The sequence below is a fragment of the Cupriavidus sp. 30B13 genome (genome assembly GCF_049059565.2).
Classification (GTDB): Bacteria; Pseudomonadota; Gammaproteobacteria; order Burkholderiales; family Burkholderiaceae; genus Cupriavidus.
Genome location: NZ_CP188223.1, coordinates 3991223 through 4005804 on the forward strand (window position 1 = coordinate 3991223; position 14582 = coordinate 4005804).

General features: G+C 69.4%; 14 protein-coding genes and 1 tRNA gene. 11 read left to right on the plus strand and 4 right to left on the minus strand.

The annotated features are described in order from the left end of the window. Nucleotides 1–298 precede the first annotated feature (298 nt). The 3 genes from ACKI2N_RS18430 to ACKI2N_RS18440 all read left to right on the plus strand — a co-directional run bounded on the left by ACKI2N_RS18430 (nt 299) and on the right by ACKI2N_RS18440 (nt 4714). Nucleotides 299–3892 carry an indolepyruvate ferredoxin oxidoreductase family protein gene (locus tag ACKI2N_RS18430; RefSeq protein ID WP_420996041.1) on the plus strand — a complete coding sequence of 1198 codons (3594 nt, stop codon included), beginning with the start codon at nt 299–301 and terminating at the stop codon, nt 3890–3892. Nucleotides 3893–4089: 197 nt separating this feature from the next. Further along, nucleotides 4090–4365 carry a DUF2164 family protein gene (locus ACKI2N_RS18435; RefSeq protein ID WP_420996042.1) on the plus strand — a complete coding sequence of 92 codons (276 nt, stop codon included), beginning with the start codon at nt 4090–4092 and terminating at the stop codon, nt 4363–4365. After that, a complete protein-coding gene (locus ACKI2N_RS18440) occupies nt 4319–4714 on the plus strand; it encodes a DUF4440 domain-containing protein (RefSeq protein ID WP_420996043.1) in 396 nt (131 codons plus the stop codon). The genes ACKI2N_RS18435 and ACKI2N_RS18440 overlap by 47 nt, the downstream gene beginning before the upstream one ends. Before the next feature lie 93 nt (nt 4715–4807). Here ACKI2N_RS18440 and ACKI2N_RS18445 read toward each other — a convergent pair whose 3' ends face one another. Then, complete coding sequence (locus ACKI2N_RS18445; RefSeq protein ID WP_420996044.1) at nt 4808–5422, minus strand: HD domain-containing protein; 615 nt, start codon at nt 5420–5422, stop codon at nt 4808–4810. 133 nt (nt 5423–5555) lie between these two features. Here ACKI2N_RS18445 and ACKI2N_RS18450 point away from each other — a divergent pair, with 133 nt between their 5' ends. The 4 genes from ACKI2N_RS18450 (at nt 5556) to ACKI2N_RS18465 (ending at nt 9150) form a co-directional block, all read left to right on the plus strand. Beyond that, nucleotides 5556–5975, plus strand: coding sequence for a GNAT family acetyltransferase (locus tag ACKI2N_RS18450; protein ID WP_420996045.1), 420 nt, complete (start codon nt 5556–5558; stop codon nt 5973–5975). 26 nt (nt 5976–6001) lie between these two features. Beyond that, entirely contained in the window at nt 6002–6412 is a 411-nt protein-coding gene (locus ACKI2N_RS18455; protein WP_420996046.1) for a VOC family protein, read from the plus strand. Nucleotides 6413–6502: 90 nt separating this feature from the next. Then, the gene (locus ACKI2N_RS18460; protein ID WP_420996047.1) at nt 6503–7804 is read left to right on the plus strand and encodes an MFS transporter; all 1302 of its coding nucleotides are present in this window, start codon (nt 6503–6505) and stop codon (nt 7802–7804) included. 227 nt (nt 7805–8031) lie between these two features. Beyond that, complete coding sequence (locus ACKI2N_RS18465; protein ID WP_420996145.1) at nt 8032–9150, plus strand: MFS transporter; 1119 nt, start codon at nt 8032–8034, stop codon at nt 9148–9150. A gap of 14 nt (nt 9151–9164) precedes the next feature. Here the strand turns inward: ACKI2N_RS18465 and ACKI2N_RS18470 are convergent, their stop codons facing one another. Then, nucleotides 9165–10055: a DODA-type extradiol aromatic ring-opening family dioxygenase gene (locus tag ACKI2N_RS18470; RefSeq protein ID WP_420996146.1), complete on the minus strand. Its 891-nt coding sequence runs from the start codon at nt 10053–10055 to the stop codon at nt 9165–9167. A gap of 274 nt (nt 10056–10329) precedes the next feature. Here ACKI2N_RS18470 and ACKI2N_RS18475 point away from each other — a divergent pair, with 274 nt between their 5' ends. Continuing rightward, nucleotides 10330–10647, plus strand: a complete 318-nt coding sequence (locus ACKI2N_RS18475) for a hypothetical protein (RefSeq protein ID WP_420996048.1) — start codon at nt 10330–10332, stop codon at nt 10645–10647. A 242-nt stretch (nt 10648–10889) separates the two neighbouring features. Continuing rightward, nucleotides 10890–12206 (plus strand): MFS transporter, encoded by a 1317-nt coding sequence (locus ACKI2N_RS18480; RefSeq protein ID WP_420996049.1) that lies wholly within the window; start codon nt 10890–10892, stop codon nt 12204–12206. A gap of 94 nt (nt 12207–12300) precedes the next feature. Here the strand turns inward: ACKI2N_RS18480 and ACKI2N_RS18485 are convergent, their stop codons facing one another. Further along, complete coding sequence (locus tag ACKI2N_RS18485) at nt 12301–12660, minus strand: DUF2314 domain-containing protein (RefSeq protein ID WP_420996050.1); 360 nt, start codon at nt 12658–12660, stop codon at nt 12301–12303. A 162-nt stretch (nt 12661–12822) separates the two neighbouring features. On the opposite strand from ACKI2N_RS18485, the gene ACKI2N_RS18490 reads away from it, so the two are divergent. Both ACKI2N_RS18490 and ACKI2N_RS18495 read left to right on the plus strand, forming a co-directional pair. After that, nucleotides 12823–13452: a DNA-3-methyladenine glycosylase I gene (locus tag ACKI2N_RS18490; RefSeq protein WP_420996051.1), complete on the plus strand. Its 630-nt coding sequence runs from the start codon at nt 12823–12825 to the stop codon at nt 13450–13452. Nucleotides 13453–13955: 503 nt separating this feature from the next. After that, the gene (locus ACKI2N_RS18495) at nt 13956–14336 is read left to right on the plus strand and encodes a hypothetical protein (RefSeq protein ID WP_420996052.1); all 381 of its coding nucleotides are present in this window, start codon (nt 13956–13958) and stop codon (nt 14334–14336) included. A gap of 130 nt (nt 14337–14466) precedes the next feature. Here ACKI2N_RS18495 and ACKI2N_RS18500 read toward each other — a convergent pair. Beyond that, nucleotides 14467–14542 (minus strand) — tRNA-Ala (locus ACKI2N_RS18500). Nucleotides 14543–14582: the final 40 nt, after the last annotated feature.

Below are 14582 nucleotides of genomic sequence, written 5' to 3' on the forward strand. Positions count from 1 at the left end.
GGGTGGGGCGGCTGCACCGCGGCGCGCTCCCGCAGGATATGGCGCACGATCCGCATCTGCCCGTTCGTTGTGCAAGCTGTTTGCAGCGCAGTGTACACGCGAAGCCGTGACGAGATGGGAAAGCACGTTTGCCGCGGGCGCATTTTTTGCTGCATCGCAAGGTGCCGCCCTTTTTGGGCCGGTGCTACCATGCAGCAAAGAGACACGGCCGTTCCAGCCTTCACGAGAGGCAGCGGGTGGCCGCCCACAACTGAAGTGAGTCGGCGATCCCGACTGCATTCCCCATAGAGGAGCACCCATGAATGCCCCCTTGACCCCGCCGGTCAGCGACGCCATCCGCCGCGCGCTCGAGAACGTTTCCCTGGACGACAAATATACGCTGGAAAGCGGCCGCATCTACATCAGCGGCACGCAGGCCCTGGTACGCCTGCCGATGCTCCAGCGCGAGCGCGACCGCGCCGCCGGCCTCAATACCGCCGGCTTCATCTCGGGCTACCGCGGCTCGCCGCTGGGCGCGCTGGACCAGTCGCTGTGGAAGGCCAAGGCGCACCTGGCCGCGCACGACATCGTATTCCAGGCCGGCCTGAACGAAGACCTGGCCGCCACCTCGGTGTGGGGCTCGCAGCAGGTCAACATGTACCCGGACGCGAAGTTCGACGGCGTGTTCGGCATGTGGTACGGCAAGGGGCCGGGCGTGGACCGCACCGGCGACGTGTTCAAGCACGCCAACTCGGCCGGCTCCTCGAAGCACGGCGGCGTGCTGGTGCTCGCGGGCGACGACCACGCCGCCAAGTCCTCCACGCTGGCGCACCAGTCCGAGCACATCTTCAAGGCCTGCGGCCTGCCGGTGCTCTATCCGTCCAACGTGCAGGAATACCTCGACTACGGCCTGCACGGCTGGGCCATGAGCCGCTACTCGGGGCTGTGGGTGGCCATGAAATGCGTGACCGACGTGGTGGAATCGTCGGCTTCGGTGGCGCTGGACCCGCACCGCGTGCGCATCGTGCTGCCCGGGGACTTCGCGCTGCCGCCGGGCGGCCTCAATATCCGCTGGCCGGACCCGCCGCTGGAACAGGAAGCGCGCCTGCTCGACTACAAGTGGTACGCCGGGCTGGCCTACGTGCGCGCCAACCAGATCGACCGCATCGAGATCGATTCGCCGCACGCGCGCTTCGGCATCATGACCGCCGGCAAGGCCTACCTCGACACGCGCCAGGCGCTGTGCGACCTGGGCCTGGACGAGGAAACCTGCGCGCGCATCGGCATCCGCCTGTACAAGGTGGGCTGCGTGTGGCCGCTGGAAGCGCACGGCGCGCGCGCCTTCGCCGAGGGCCTGCAGGAAATCCTGGTGGTCGAGGAAAAGCGCCAGATCATGGAGTACGCGCTCAAGGAAGAGCTGTACAACTGGCGCGACGACGTGCGGCCCAAGGTCTACGGCAAGTTCGACGAGAAGGACAACGCGGGCGGCGAATGGTCGATCCCGCAGAGCAACTGGCTGCTGCCGGCGCACTATGAGCTGTCGCCGTCCATCATCGCGCGCGCGATCGCCACGCGGCTCGACAAGTTCGAGCTGCCGTCCGACGTGCGCGCGCGCATCGCCGCGCGCATCGCGGTGATCGACGCCAAGGAAAAGAGCCTCGCGGTGCCGCGCGTGGCGGCCGAGCGCAAGCCGTGGTTCTGCTCGGGCTGCCCGCACAACACCTCGACCAACGTGCCCGAAGGCTCGCGCGCGCTGGCCGGCATCGGCTGCCACTACATGACGGTGTGGATGGACCGCAGTACCAGCACCTTCAGCCAGATGGGCGGCGAAGGCGTGGCATGGATCGGCCAGATGCCGTTCGCCGGCGACAAGCACGTGTTCGCCAACCTCGGCGACGGCACCTACTTCCACTCTGGCCTGCTGGCGATCCGCGCCTCGATCGCGGCCAACGTCAACATCACCTACAAGATCCTCTACAACGACGCGGTCGCCATGACCGGCGGCCAGCCGATCGACGGCAAGCTGTCGGTGCAGGACGTGGCCAACCAGGTCGCCGCCGAAGGCGCGAAGAAGATCGTCATCGTCACCGACGAGCCGGAAAAGTACAGCGGCGCCATCAAGCTGCCGCAGGGCGTGGACGTGCACCACCGCGACGAGCTCGACAAGATCCAGCGCGAGCTGCGCGAAGTGCCCGGCTGCACGATCCTGATCTACGACCAGACCTGCGCCACCGAGAAGCGCCGCCGCCGCAAGCGCGGCACTTATCCCGACCCGGCCCGGCGCGCCTTCATCAACGACGCGGTGTGCGAAGGCTGCGGCGACTGCTCGGTCAAGTCCAACTGCCTGTCGGTGGAGCCGCTGGAGACGGAGCTTGGCACCAAGCGGCAGATCAACCAGTCGTCGTGCAACAAGGACTTCTCCTGCGTCAACGGCTTCTGCCCGAGCTTCGTCACGGCCGAGGGCGCGCAGGTCAAGAAGCCCGAGCGCCACGGCGTCTCGATGGACAACCTGCCGGCGCTGCCGCAGCCCGAACTGCCCGGCCTCGGCCATCCCTACGGCGTGCTGGTCACCGGCGTGGGCGGCACCGGCGTGGTCACCATCGGCGGCCTGCTGGGCATGGCGGCGCACCTGGAGAACAAGGGCGTGACCGTGCTCGACATGGCGGGCCTGGCGCAGAAAGGCGGCGCGGTGCTCTCGCACGTGCAGATCGCCGCGCGCCCCGAGGAGCTGCACGCCACCCGCATCGCCATGGGCGAGGCGGACCTGGTGATCGGCTGCGACGCCATCGTCAGCGCCACCGACGACGTCATTTCCAAGACCCAGGCCGGCCGCACGCGCGCCGTCGTCAACACCGCGCAGACGCCCACCGCCGAGTTCATCAAGAACCCGAAGTGGCAGTTCCCGGGCCTGTCCGCCGAGCATGACATCCGCAACGCGGTGGGCGAGGCGTGCGACTTCATCAACGCCAGCGGCCTGGCCGTGGCGCTGCTTGGCGACACCATCTACACCAACCCGCTGGTGCTCGGCTACGCCTGGCAGAAAGGCTGGCTGCCGCTGTCGCTCGACGCGCTGGTGCGCGCCATCGAGCTCAACGGCGTGCAGGTGGACAAGAACAAGGCCGCCTTCGACTGGGGCCGCCACATGGCGCACGACCCCGAGCACGTGCTGTCGCTTACCGGCCAGCTCCGCAGCACCGCCGAAGGCGCCGACGTGGTCAAGCTGCCCACGTCGTCGGGCGCGCTGCTGGAAAAGCTGATCGCGCGCCGCGCCGAGCATCTCGCCGCCTACCAGGACGCCGCCTACGCGCAGACCTTCCGCGATGCCGTGAACAGCGTGCGCGCGAGGGAAAGCGAACTGCTCGGCAGCGGCAAGCCGCTGCCGCTGACCGAGGCGGTGGCACGCAACCTGTCCAGGCTGATGGCCTACAAGGACGAATACGAGGTCGCCCGCCTATACACCGATCCGGTCTTCCTCGACAAGCTGCGCAGCCAGTTCGAGGGCGAACCCGGGCGCGACTACCAGCTGAAGTTCTGGCTGGCGCCGCCGCTGCTGGGCAAGCGCGACGAACAGGGCCACCTGGTCAAGCGCGCGTTCGGCCCGTCCACCATGACCCTGTTCCGCCTGCTGGCGAAGCTCAAGGGCCTGCGCGGCGGCCCGCTCGACGTGTTCGGCAGGACCGCCGAGCGCCGCACGGAACGCGCGCTGATCGGCGAATACCGCGCGCTGCTGGACGAGCTGACACGGGACCTGAGCACGGCCAACCACGCGAGCGCCGTCGCGCTGGCCAGCCTGCCCGACGACATCCGCGGCTTCGGCCACATCAAGGATGCCAACCTGGCCAAGGTGCGCTCGCGCTGGGCGGCGCTGCTGGAGCAGTTCCGCCATCCGGAGACGGTACAGCAGGTGGCTTGAGTTGCAGCTCGGGCGCAGACCTGCGACGGCGCCCCGGTTGCCGTCAAACCCCGCGTTATTTGTAGCGCGGGGTTTTTTGTTCTTGGCCGCGCAATGTTCCGATCCGTTCCGGCCATCGGAGAAAACTCGGAGTCGTCTGATTGATTCCCCGCGGAGCGCCCTTTACGCTGCGGCTACAACACTGCCGGAGACGCCAGATGGATGACCAGAAGCGAAAGCGGATACTGAAAATCGCCGCCATTCTTCAAACCTTCCTCGCAGAAGACCTGGACATCGAGGTCGGGAATATGGAATTACTCGACGTCGGCGGGCGAATCGTGGAGGCCGTCCGAACCGAGTTCTACAACGAGGGGCTGCGCGCGGCCGCCAGGCTGATCGAAAACAAGCTAAGCGACATGGTCGAGCAGATATCTTTCCTGGAAGCTTATGAAGCCCAAGTTCAGCCTGGCGCAAATGCGGGACGTATGGATTGATGCCTACGCAAGCGGCGACATCGACCAACTGGATTTCGTCGAATGCGATCACTTCTTCGTCAAGCGGGGCGAGAAAATGCTCTCCAAGCGGCAACAACTCGGACATATCCGTTCGCGCGTGGCGGCAGGTACGTGGGACCGCCCACACGTGCGGGATGAGTCGATCGACGTGACCGAGCATGCCGCGTGGGCGACGGTCTCGGGCGTCGGCTCGATGATGAAAAACGCGAAGGCGTGCTCGCGCTTCAGCTTCGTGGAGCTGTGGCTTGTCAGCGGCGGACGGTGGCAAGTCGCTGCATTGTGCTACGAGGACCTCTCGCGCGCCGGGCAGGTATTGCCGCCACCCTGACCATCCTTCCATAGCGACGGTCTTCTCCCCTCTCCCGCCTGCGGCAGGGGCCGGGGGAGCGCCCCGGCGCCCGCCGACCCGGTCGTCACGCCATCACGCCGGCTGCGCCAGCGTCGTCTCGTTTTCCTTCACGTACATCGAGTTGCGCGGCCGCGCGAACACGCGCCGCACCATCGGTTCGAAGAACGACAGCGGCAGGTTGTCGTAGTCCTGCATGAAGGCGGCGCCGTCGTATTTGGCGCAGAACTCGGCGGTGCGCGCGAACAGCTCGGGCTGGCCGCGGAATTGCTCGCGCAGGTTGCGATCCAGGCCCAGGTGGTGGAAGAAGTAGTAGCCCTGGAACACGCCGTGCTTCTCCACCATCCACAGGTTCTCGGGGCTGACGAAGGGCTTGAGGATGGCCGCGGCGATGTCGGGATGGTTGAAGCTGCCGAGCGTGTCGCCGATGTCGTGCAACAGTGCGCACACCACGTATTCCTCGTTGCGGCCGTCGCGGTGCGCCAGCGTGGCGGTCTGCAGGCTGTGGGCCAGGCGGTCGATGGGGAAGCCGCCGCAGTCGCCGTCGAGCAGCCTGAGGTGGGCGAGCACGCGGTCGGCCAGGTTCTGCGCGAACGGCATGAACTCGGCGGAAATGGCGGCCCAGTCCTCGCGCGTGCCGTTTTCCATATGGCTGAAGGTGGCGCGGGCGGGCGCGGTCGTTTCGCTCATGGGGGTTGTCTCCTTTGCGGGTGGATCCCGTCGTCTTGGTCTTGGTCTTGGTGGGCCGATTCTGGCACAGGATTCGCGGCTACACTGTCAAGGATCCAACATTCCCGCCGCCGCGCGCGGCACGCCCAGCAGCATGCAGATCCGCCCCTACCGGCCCGCCGACGAAAACGACATCATCGCCCTGTGGCAGGCCTGCGGCCTGACCCGGCCCTGGAACGACCCGAAGAAGGACATCGCCCGCAAGCTCACCGAACAGCCCGAGCTGTTCCTGGTCGGCGAGGTGGACGGCCGCCCGATGGCCTCGGCGATGATCGGCTTCGACGGCCACCGCGGCTGGGTGTATTACGTGGCCGTGCATCCCGAGCACCAGCGCCGCGACCACGGCCGCCGCCTGATGGCGCACGCCGAGCAGTTGCTGATCGAGCGCGGCTGCCCCAAGATCAACCTGCTGGTGCGCACCGGCAACCACCGGGTGATCGATTTCTACCGCAGCCTCGGGTACGCGCAGGACGAGGCGGTCAGCCTCGGCAAGCGGCTGATCCCGGATTTGTAGGCGCATCGCGCCATCGGCAGGCCACCATGTTCCGCATCCTAGCCATCGATCACCTGGTCCTGCGCAGCGCCGACGTGCCCGCGCTGCTGCGCTTCTACGTGGACGTGCTGGGCTGCAGCGTGGAGCGCGAGCAGCCCGCCTTCGGCCTGACCCAGCTGCGCGCCGGCAGCGGCCTGATCGACCTGGTCGCGCTGGACGGCCCGCTTGGCCGGGCCGGCGGCGCGGGGCCGGGCGCCGAGGGCCGCAACCTGGACCATTTCTGCCTGCGCCTCGACCCGTTCGACGCCGCTGCCCTGGGCGCCCACCTGCTCGCGCACGGCGTGGAGCCGGGACCGGTGGAGATGCGCTTCGGCGCCGAGGGCAGGGGGCCGTCGATCTACGTGCGCGATCCGGACGGCAACGTGGTCGAGCTGAAAGGGCCGCCAACGGATGCATGATGCGTGACGCATGACGCGTGACGCGAACTAGGCATCCGGCGCGGTTCACCCTACAATTCCCGCTTCCCCCGCCGCCGCTCCAGGCGCGCCATGACACCTCGACACGCTGCTCCCGGCCCGGCGCCCCGCCCGGCTTCCACCGCTGCCGGTCCTGCCGGCTCTGCTGCCTCGGGCCGCCCGCCCATCTCGCCGCGCCAGCTGGTATGGACCCTCGGCGTCACCGAGACCATCTCCTGGGGCACGCTGTATTTCTCCTTCACCGTCTTCATCGGGCCGATGAGCGCGGCGCTGGGCTACTCCAAGCCCTTCCTCGCCGGCGGCTACTCGCTGGGCCTGCTGGTGTGGGCGATGTGCTCGTTCGCGGTGGGCCGGCTGCTGGACCGCGTGCCGGCGCGCGTGGTCATGGCCAGCGGCTCCGCGCTGGCCGGCGCGGGGCTGCTGCTGTGGGCATGGAGCCCGAACCAGGCGGCGTTCCTGCTGATGTGGATACCGCTGGGCCTGGCCATGTCCACCACGCTGTACGAACCGGCCTTCGTGGTGCTGCGCCAGGCCTTCGGCGACCACTACCAGAAGTCCATCATGACGGTGACGCTGATGGCCGGCTTCGCCAGCACGATCTTCGTGCCGCTGGCGCAATGGCTGGTGCTGCACCTGGGCTGGCGCGAGACGCTGCTATGCTTCGCCGCGCTCAACCTGCTGGTCTGCGCGCCGCTGCACGCGCGCCTGCGCTACGTGGCGCACGCCAGCTACGCCGCCGCGCCGGCGCCCGCGCCGCAGGCCGGGGCGGCGCAGCCCGGCATCGCCCGGTCGGCGCTGCGCCAGCCGGTGTTCTGGGCGGTGGTGCTGGCTTTCACGGCGCTCGCCGTGATCGCCTCGCTGCTGGGCGCGCACCTGATCCCGATGCTGACCGAGAAGGGCCTGCCGCTGGGCGAGCAGTTGATCGTGGCGGCGCTGATCGGCCCGGCGCAGGTGCTGGGGCGGGTGGTGATGATGCGCTTCCCGGTGCGCCATCCGCTGCGCCTGTCGCTGCCGGTCTACGCGGTGATGAGCGTGGGCCTGCTGTGCTTCGCGCTCGGCTACGGCAAGTGGCTGATGGTGGCGGCGCTGCTGTACGGCTGCGCCAACGGCATCAACACCATGCTGCGCGCGATGGCCATGCCGGAGCTGATCTCGCGCCATCACTACGCCACGCTCAACGGCCTGATGATGACCCCGGTGCTGCTGATGCAGGCCGCCGCGCCGTGGCTGGGCGCGCTGCTGTGGCGCGCCGCCGGCGGCTACTGGCTGATGCTGTGGGCGATGGTGGCGCTGGCGCTGGCCGCGCTGGGCGCCTTCGCCTTCGCCCTGCACCGGCGCGGCCTGCTGCGCCCGGCCGGCAGCGCGCTGGCATAGCGCGGCGTCATGCGCCCGACGCGCCGATGTGCGACGATGCGGGGCTCGAACACTTCGCTGCGCCTCCCGGGGCACCGCGCGCCAGGCCGGCGCGGCCGTCCGTGCCCTTCGTCGACATGCCCGATTCCTCCCCTGCCGAACTGACCCGTCCTCCCGCTCCCATCCCGGCCCCGGAGAGCCATGCCGCACCCGACGCGCGCCGCGTGGAGCACGCCGCGCGCGCCACCATGGCGCTGTTCTTCGTCAACGGCGCCACCTTCGCCACCTGGGGCGTCCATATCCCGACCATCAAGGCGCGCTTCGGCCTGTCCGACGCGGTGCTCTCGCTGGCCATGCTGGCGGTGGCCGGCGGCGCCATCGCGGCGATGGGGCCGGTGGGCCGCTGGGTGGCGCGCGTGGGCAGTGCGCGCGCCGCGCGCCTGAGCGGGCTGGTGTACGCCGTGGCCACGGTTGCCATCCTGGCCATGCCGGCGTTCGCGGCGCTGATCCCGGCGCTGGTGGTGTTCGGCATGGCCAACGCGGCCTTCGACGTAGGCATGAACGCGCAGGCCGCCACGGTGGAGAACAGCCGCGCGCGGCCCGTGATGTCGGCGCTGCACGGCATGTTCAGCCTGGGCGGCATGGCCGGCGCGGCCGCCGGCGGCCTGCTGATGGGGCTGGGCGTGCCGCCGCTGGCGCACGCGGCAGGCATGGCGCTGCTGACCGCGGCCGTCAGCGCCGGCGTGGCGCCCTGGCTGCTGGCCGACCACCCGGTCGCGCAGCCGTCGGCGCAGCACCGCGACCACGCGGTGAAGGCGCTCTGGCTGCTCGGGCTGATGGCCTTCCTCGGGCTGGTCGGCGAAGGTGCCATGTATGACTGGACCAGCGTCTACATGCGCGAGGTGGCGCAGGCGCCGGCGGCATGGATCAGCGCCGGCTACGCCGCTTTCTCGGGCGGCATGGCATGCGGGCGCTTCGGCGGGGACCGCCTGCGCGCGCGCTGGTCGGATGCCCGCACGCTGAAGATCAGCGCCTGGGTGGCCTTCGCGGGCATCGTGCTGGCGCTGCTGTGGCCGGCGCCGCTGGCGGCGCTGGCGGGCTTCACGCTGATGGGGCTGGGCGCGGCCAACATGGTGCCGGTGTTCTTCGTGGCGGCGTCGCGCCTGCCGGGCGTGGCGCCGGCCGAGGCGATCGCGCGGGTGGCGCGCTTCGCCTATGTCGGCCTGCTGCTCGGCCCGGTCATCATCGGCGGCGTGGCTCACGTCAGCAGCCTGCGCTACGGGCTGGGCGTGGTGGCGCTGACCATGGGCTGGATCGCGCTGGCGGGCGCGCGGCTGGCGCGGCCCTACCTGGGGGCCGGCAAGTAAGGCGCCGGTCCCGCTCAGGCCGCCGCGCCGAGCGCCGCCGGGGCCTGCGCGCCCATCCCCTCGAAGACGAAGGTATCCATCGCCAGCACGCCATAGGTGACGGCGTCGGCCACGCGCGCCACGGCGGCCGGCCGCGGCGCCGGCGCGGCAGTGCGCGGCCCCAGTGCGGCGCCGAGCGCCACGAAGAACGGCAGCAGGTGCTCGTCGGTCGGGTGCGCGCGGCGGGCGTAGGGGGCCTGCGCGCGGTAGTCGGCAATGCGGCTGGTGTCGCCGCCGGCGAGCGCCTCGCCGAGCGCGTCGGTCATCCAGCGGCGGAAGGCCTCGACGTACGATTCGGCCGGCGCGCCGTGCTGCTCGCGCGGCCCGCCCGCGCCGAACACTTCCTGCAGGTTGTGCGTGAAGCTGCCCGAGCCCATCACCAGCACGCCCTCGCCGCGCAGCGGCGCGAGCGCGCGGCCGATCCCGATCTGCGCGGCAGGCGGCAGGTACGGGTTGAGCGAAAGCTGCACCACCGGCACGTCGGCGGCGGGAAAGAAACGCCGCAGCGGCATCCAGGCGCCGTGGTCGAGCGGGCGGTCCTCGTCCTCCAGCACCACCGCGGCGCCGGGCACGCGCGCCGCCTCGACCAGCGCCTTGACGCGGCCGGCCAGCGCCGGCGAGCCGGGCGCGTCGTAGCGAAGTTCGTAGAGCGCGCGCGGGAAGCCGCCGAAGTCATGCCAGGCCTCCTGCCGCTGGCGCGTGCCGACCACCAGCGTGCTGTAGATCCAGTGCGCCGAGACCACCAGCACGGCGCGCGGGCGGCGCGCGCGCAACGGCTCGCCGAGCGCGTCGAGCGCGGCGCCGCTGGGGCCGGGTTCGAGCGCGAGCATGGGCGAGCCGTGGGACACATAGATGGCGGGAAGCATGATGTCTGCCTTCTGGTTCATGGACATGCATCAGTGTGGCAAAGTCCGGCGCCGCCGGCGGCGGCCATTTGCGCACACCTCCGTCAAAAAAGTTGAAGCCAGCGCGCCCCGCGCCGGCGCGCCAGCGTTGGGAGGCCCACACAACGCTTCAAACAGTCCGGCGCACCCCCGGCAATCGGCTTATGATGGCAAGCATGGGGCCCGGTCCCGTGCCGGCCAACCCCGCAACCCAAGGTGACGACGCGCGCCCCGGCGCGTCCGGTCGGAGAACATCGTGGTCAAGCGCACCGCCCGCAGCCCGAGACTGCCCCACGCGAACTGGTGGCAGCCGGGCGTGTATGCCAGCGGACCGGCTGTGCTCCTGTGGATCGCGGCGCGCCTGCCGGCGCCCTGGCTGGCCGACCTGTTCAACCTGCCGAATGCTGCCGTGCTGCTCAACCACGGCGGCGATACCGTGTTCGTGGCCGGCTGGCTGGCCAGCGCCGTGTGGCTGTGGCTTACGCGCCGCCGCGCCGCCATGCCGCCCGCCCCCAGACAGGCGCCGGACAGCGCCGCCAAACCCGGCGACCATACCCCGCACCGCATCGGCTGAAACGCCGCCGCGCGCGCTTTTCCCTCGCCGCGCCGCGTGCCCCCCTGTATGCCCCGCTGTATGTCCCTGTCATACGGGTGTAACCTTGTGGGCACACGCGGGGTTCGCCGCGCCGTCCGGAGGCCGTCGGCAGCCGGGAAATGGCCCGCAAATCCCTTACCATGCTGCCTTTCCGTCCGCCCGGGCCCGCTGCCCGCGCGCCGGACGCGGACCGCCAGTTTTTTCATCGCAACAAAAGCATCATGCAAGCCAACGCCGCCACCTCCCGGATTCCGGACATCTCCAAAGCCCAGCGACGAAAGGCCATCCTGGCCGCCACCATCGGCAACGGCCTCGAGTGGTTCGACTTCACCGTCTACAGTTTCTTCGCGCTCATCATCGCCAAGCTGTTCTTCCCCACCGGCAATGACCTCACTTCCTTCCTGCTGACCGTCGCCACCTTCGGCGTGGGCTTCTTCATGCGCCCGGTCGGCGCCATCGTGCTCGGCGTCTACGCCGACCGCGTGGGCCGCAAGGCGGCGCTGACGCTGACCATCCTGCTGATGGCGCTCGGCACCGCCATCATCGGCCTGGCGCCCACCTATTCGTCGATCGGCCTGTGGGCCCCGGCGCTGATCGTGCTGGCCCGCCTGATCCAGGGCTTCTCGGCCGGCGGCGAGGTCGGCGGCGCCACCGCCTTCCTGATCGAGCACGCGCCGGACGAAGAGCGCGGCGCCTACGCGAGCTGGCAGCAGGCCAGCCAGGGCATCTCCTTCATGCTGGGCGCGGCCATGGGCGCGCTGGTGATCAACGGCCTGGAGCCCGAGCAGGTCGACGCCTGGGGCTGGCGCATCCCGTTCCTGTTCGGCCTGCTGATCGGCCCGGTCGGCATGTACATCCGCTCCCACCTCGAAGAGCCGCCCGCGTTCGAGGCGCGCCGCGCCGAACGCAAGGCCAGCAAGGTCAAGTTCTCGCCGCTGACGCAGGTGCTGCGCGACCACCCGCGCGAAGTGCTGGCCGGCCTCGGCGTGACCATCCTGTGGACGGTCTGCACCTACGTGCTGGTGTTCTACATGCCGTCCTACGCCAAGCAGCAGCTCGGCCTCCCGCTGGGCGCCACGTTCCAGTCGACCGCCATCTGCGGCGCCATCATCCTGGTGCTGTGCCCGCTGATGGGCATGCTGTCCGACCGCGTCGGCCGCAAGCGCATGCTCGGCGCCGTGGCGCTGGCCATCGGCGTGCTGGCCTATCCGCTGTTCCACTGGCTCAACGTCTCGCCGACCACGCAGACGCTGCTGGAAGTGCAGATCGTGCTGGGCATCCTGCTGGCGGCCTTCACCGGCCCGGCGCCCGCGGTGCTGGCCGAGCAGTTCCCGACCGAGGTGCGCTCCACCGGCCTGTCGCTCGCCTACAACTTCGCGGTGACCATCTTCGGCGGCTTCGCCCCGCTGATCGTGACCTGGCTGATCACCTCGAGCGGCAGCAAGCTGGCGCCGGCCTACTACGTGATCGCCGCCGCCGCGGTGAGCTTCATCGCGCTGCTGTTCATGCACGACCGCACCGGCAAGCCGCTGCAATGACGCGCGGGCCGGCGCGCAGGTCCGCCGGCGCACGCTGACGAAAAAGGCCAACCGCGAGGTTGGCCTTTTGCTTTTCCGGCGCCGCCTGCTGCGCCTACTCCGCCTGCTCCTCGTCGTCGCCGTGGATGTTGATTACATGCCGCGCCTCGAACCACAGCGGCATGCCGGGCCCCATTTCCTCGGTGCAATAGGGCTGGTTGTCGAGCTCGCCGCTGTAGCGCTCGCCAGCGCGGCCGGTGACGACCACCCACATGCGCTCCACGTGCTGCTCGTCGCGGTCCTGGTCGTCGGTGGTGACGATGCGGAAGATCAGCTTGACGGCCTGGCCGGCCTGCAGCGCCTGGCGCTCTGCCAGCGGCGGGACCCAGAAGGTCTCGGGATAGGCCGCGGCGATGGCCTCGCCGTCGTCGAGCTGCCAGCCGTCGTCTTCCAGGGTGGCTAGTCGTTGTTCCATGTCGTTGTTCGCTGGTTGATGGGCCGGGATGGGCCGGGACGCCCGCGCCGGCGGGCATCCCGATGGCCGCATCGTATCAAAATGCCCGCCTGGCGGCGCGCGCGACAGGCCCGGCAAGCCGCCTTAAGATGGCGCATTCACACCAGGAAGAGAACCGAGACGATGCCTGCCAGAAAGCAAGCCACCCCGCCGGAGCGCCAGCGCTGCGGCTGGTGCGGGACGCTGGAAGATTATTGCCACTACCACGACAACGAATGGGGCTTCCCCGTCGACGACGACCGCCGCCTGTTCGAGAAGCTCTGCCTGGAAGGTTTCCAGGCGGGCCTGAGCTGGCTGACCATCCTGCGCAAGCGCGAGGCGTTCCGGCGCGCCTTCGCCAATTTCGAGATCGAGAAGGTGGCGCGCTTCGGCGAGAAGGACATCCAGCGCCTGCTCGGCGACGCCGGCATCGTGCGCCACCGCGGCAAGATCGAGGCCGCCATCAACAACGCGCACCGCGCGCGCGAGCTGCTGGAGACCGAGTCCTCGCTGGCGGCCTACTTCTGGCGCTTCGAGCCAGACCCGGCCAGCCGGCCCAAAGTGCTGACGCCGGAAGTCCTGCGCACGATGGCGATCTCGCCCGAATCCACCGCGCTGTCCCGGGATCTCAAGAAACGCGGCTGGCGCTTCGTCGGGCCCACCACCATGTATGCGCTGATGCAGGCGATGGGGCTGGTCAACGATCACCAGGACGGCTGCACCACGCGCGAAGAGGCGCTGCGGGCGCGCAAGGCGTTCAAGGTGCCGCGCTGAACGGACGTAAACGAAGGAGGGGCTGCTGCAGGGACGTATACCCATGCGCCGCGTTTACGCTGGTTCCCGCAACGGTCCTCTTAAGTCTTTCTGTATTGTTTACGTATACATAAATAGTAGTAGTAGGTAAACGTCGCCTCTTTCCGTGGATAAGCCGGTTTTTCCCTTTTGGCTCAGTGGCTTGCGGAAAAGATAAGCGCCTAGGGAATACCCTAGGAAACGGGGATATCTCAGGATGTATACGCAAGGTGCCGGCGGCGCCCCGAAGTTATGCGTATACGTCCCACAGCCCGCCCCCAGCCGGAACACAGCTTTCCGGCCCGCTTATCCCCAGCCGGCGGCGCAGTTATCCACAGCCGCGGGCGTTGAATGCCGCTCTCGGAAAGACTGAATTGCGCGTGGGCGGCGACGGCAAGGACGTGCGGCAACCGACGCGATTGTCCTGTGCGCAAGTGCGCCGCCGCCTACACTGGAAGTACCCTTAGCCGCCGGTGGAGGATGACGTGATGCTCGTACCTTGCATTACCGCCCTGCTCGCCCTGCCCCTGCTCGGGCTGGCCAGCGCCGCCCATGCCCAGCCGGCGCTGCCCGGCGCCGCCAGCGCGGCGGTCAGCGACGCCATCTCCAGCGCCGTGCAGCGGGGCGAGACCCCCTACCGCATGCCGCCGGCCGTCGCCAGCGAAGACGAGTCCCAGCGCACCGCGTGCGACGCGCTGCTGCAACGCGTCCGGGCCGCGCAGGCGCAGCAGTCGCTGGTCGGCACCCGCCGCACCATCGAGGCCACCCCGGGACTGACCAGCCCCAGCGCCGCGCGCGAGTCGGCGGTCCATACGCTGGAGGCGGACTACCGCTCGCGCTGCGCGCAGGCGCGCGAGGGGGGCTAGCTGCGCGGGCGCCATGGCAATGGTGGAGGCGCAATGAAAAAGCCGGCCCGAAAAAGCCGGCTCAAACGGGCCGGCTTTTTCGGGCCGGCCAAAATGAAAAGGCCAACCGCAAGCGGTTGGCCTTGGAATCTGGTGGACCGAAGGAGGATCGAACTCCCGACCTCTGCATTGCGAACGCAGCGCTCTCCCAGCTGAGCTATCGGCCCGTGACGCGAGATTGTAGCGTAGTTTCCGTTGCCGTATCAA

Coding starts and splice junctions, on each gene's coding strand:
- ACKI2N_RS18430 (WP_420996041.1), top strand. CDS start 299: ATGAATGCCCCCTTGACCCCGCCGGTCAGCGACGCCATCCGCCGCGCG.
- ACKI2N_RS18435 (WP_420996042.1), top strand. CDS start 4,090: ATGGATGACCAGAAGCGAAAGCGGATACTGAAAATCGCCGCCATTCTT.
- ACKI2N_RS18440 (WP_420996043.1), top strand. CDS start 4,319: ATGAAGCCCAAGTTCAGCCTGGCGCAAATGCGGGACGTATGGATTGAT.
- ACKI2N_RS18445 (WP_420996044.1), bottom strand. CDS start 5,422: ATGAGCGAAACGACCGCGCCCGCCCGCGCCACCTTCAGCCATATGGAA.
- ACKI2N_RS18450 (WP_420996045.1), top strand. CDS start 5,556: ATGCAGATCCGCCCCTACCGGCCCGCCGACGAAAACGACATCATCGCC.
- ACKI2N_RS18455 (WP_420996046.1), top strand. CDS start 6,002: ATGTTCCGCATCCTAGCCATCGATCACCTGGTCCTGCGCAGCGCCGAC.
- ACKI2N_RS18460 (WP_420996047.1), top strand. CDS start 6,503: ATGACACCTCGACACGCTGCTCCCGGCCCGGCGCCCCGCCCGGCTTCC.
- ACKI2N_RS18465 (WP_420996145.1), top strand. CDS start 8,032: ATGGCGCTGTTCTTCGTCAACGGCGCCACCTTCGCCACCTGGGGCGTC.
- ACKI2N_RS18470 (WP_420996146.1), bottom strand. CDS start 10,055: ATGCTTCCCGCCATCTATGTGTCCCACGGCTCGCCCATGCTCGCGCTC.
- ACKI2N_RS18480 (WP_420996049.1), top strand. CDS start 10,890: ATGCAAGCCAACGCCGCCACCTCCCGGATTCCGGACATCTCCAAAGCC.
- ACKI2N_RS18485 (WP_420996050.1), bottom strand. CDS start 12,660: ATGGAACAACGACTAGCCACCCTGGAAGACGACGGCTGGCAGCTCGAC.
- ACKI2N_RS18490 (WP_420996051.1), top strand. CDS start 12,823: ATGCCTGCCAGAAAGCAAGCCACCCCGCCGGAGCGCCAGCGCTGCGGC.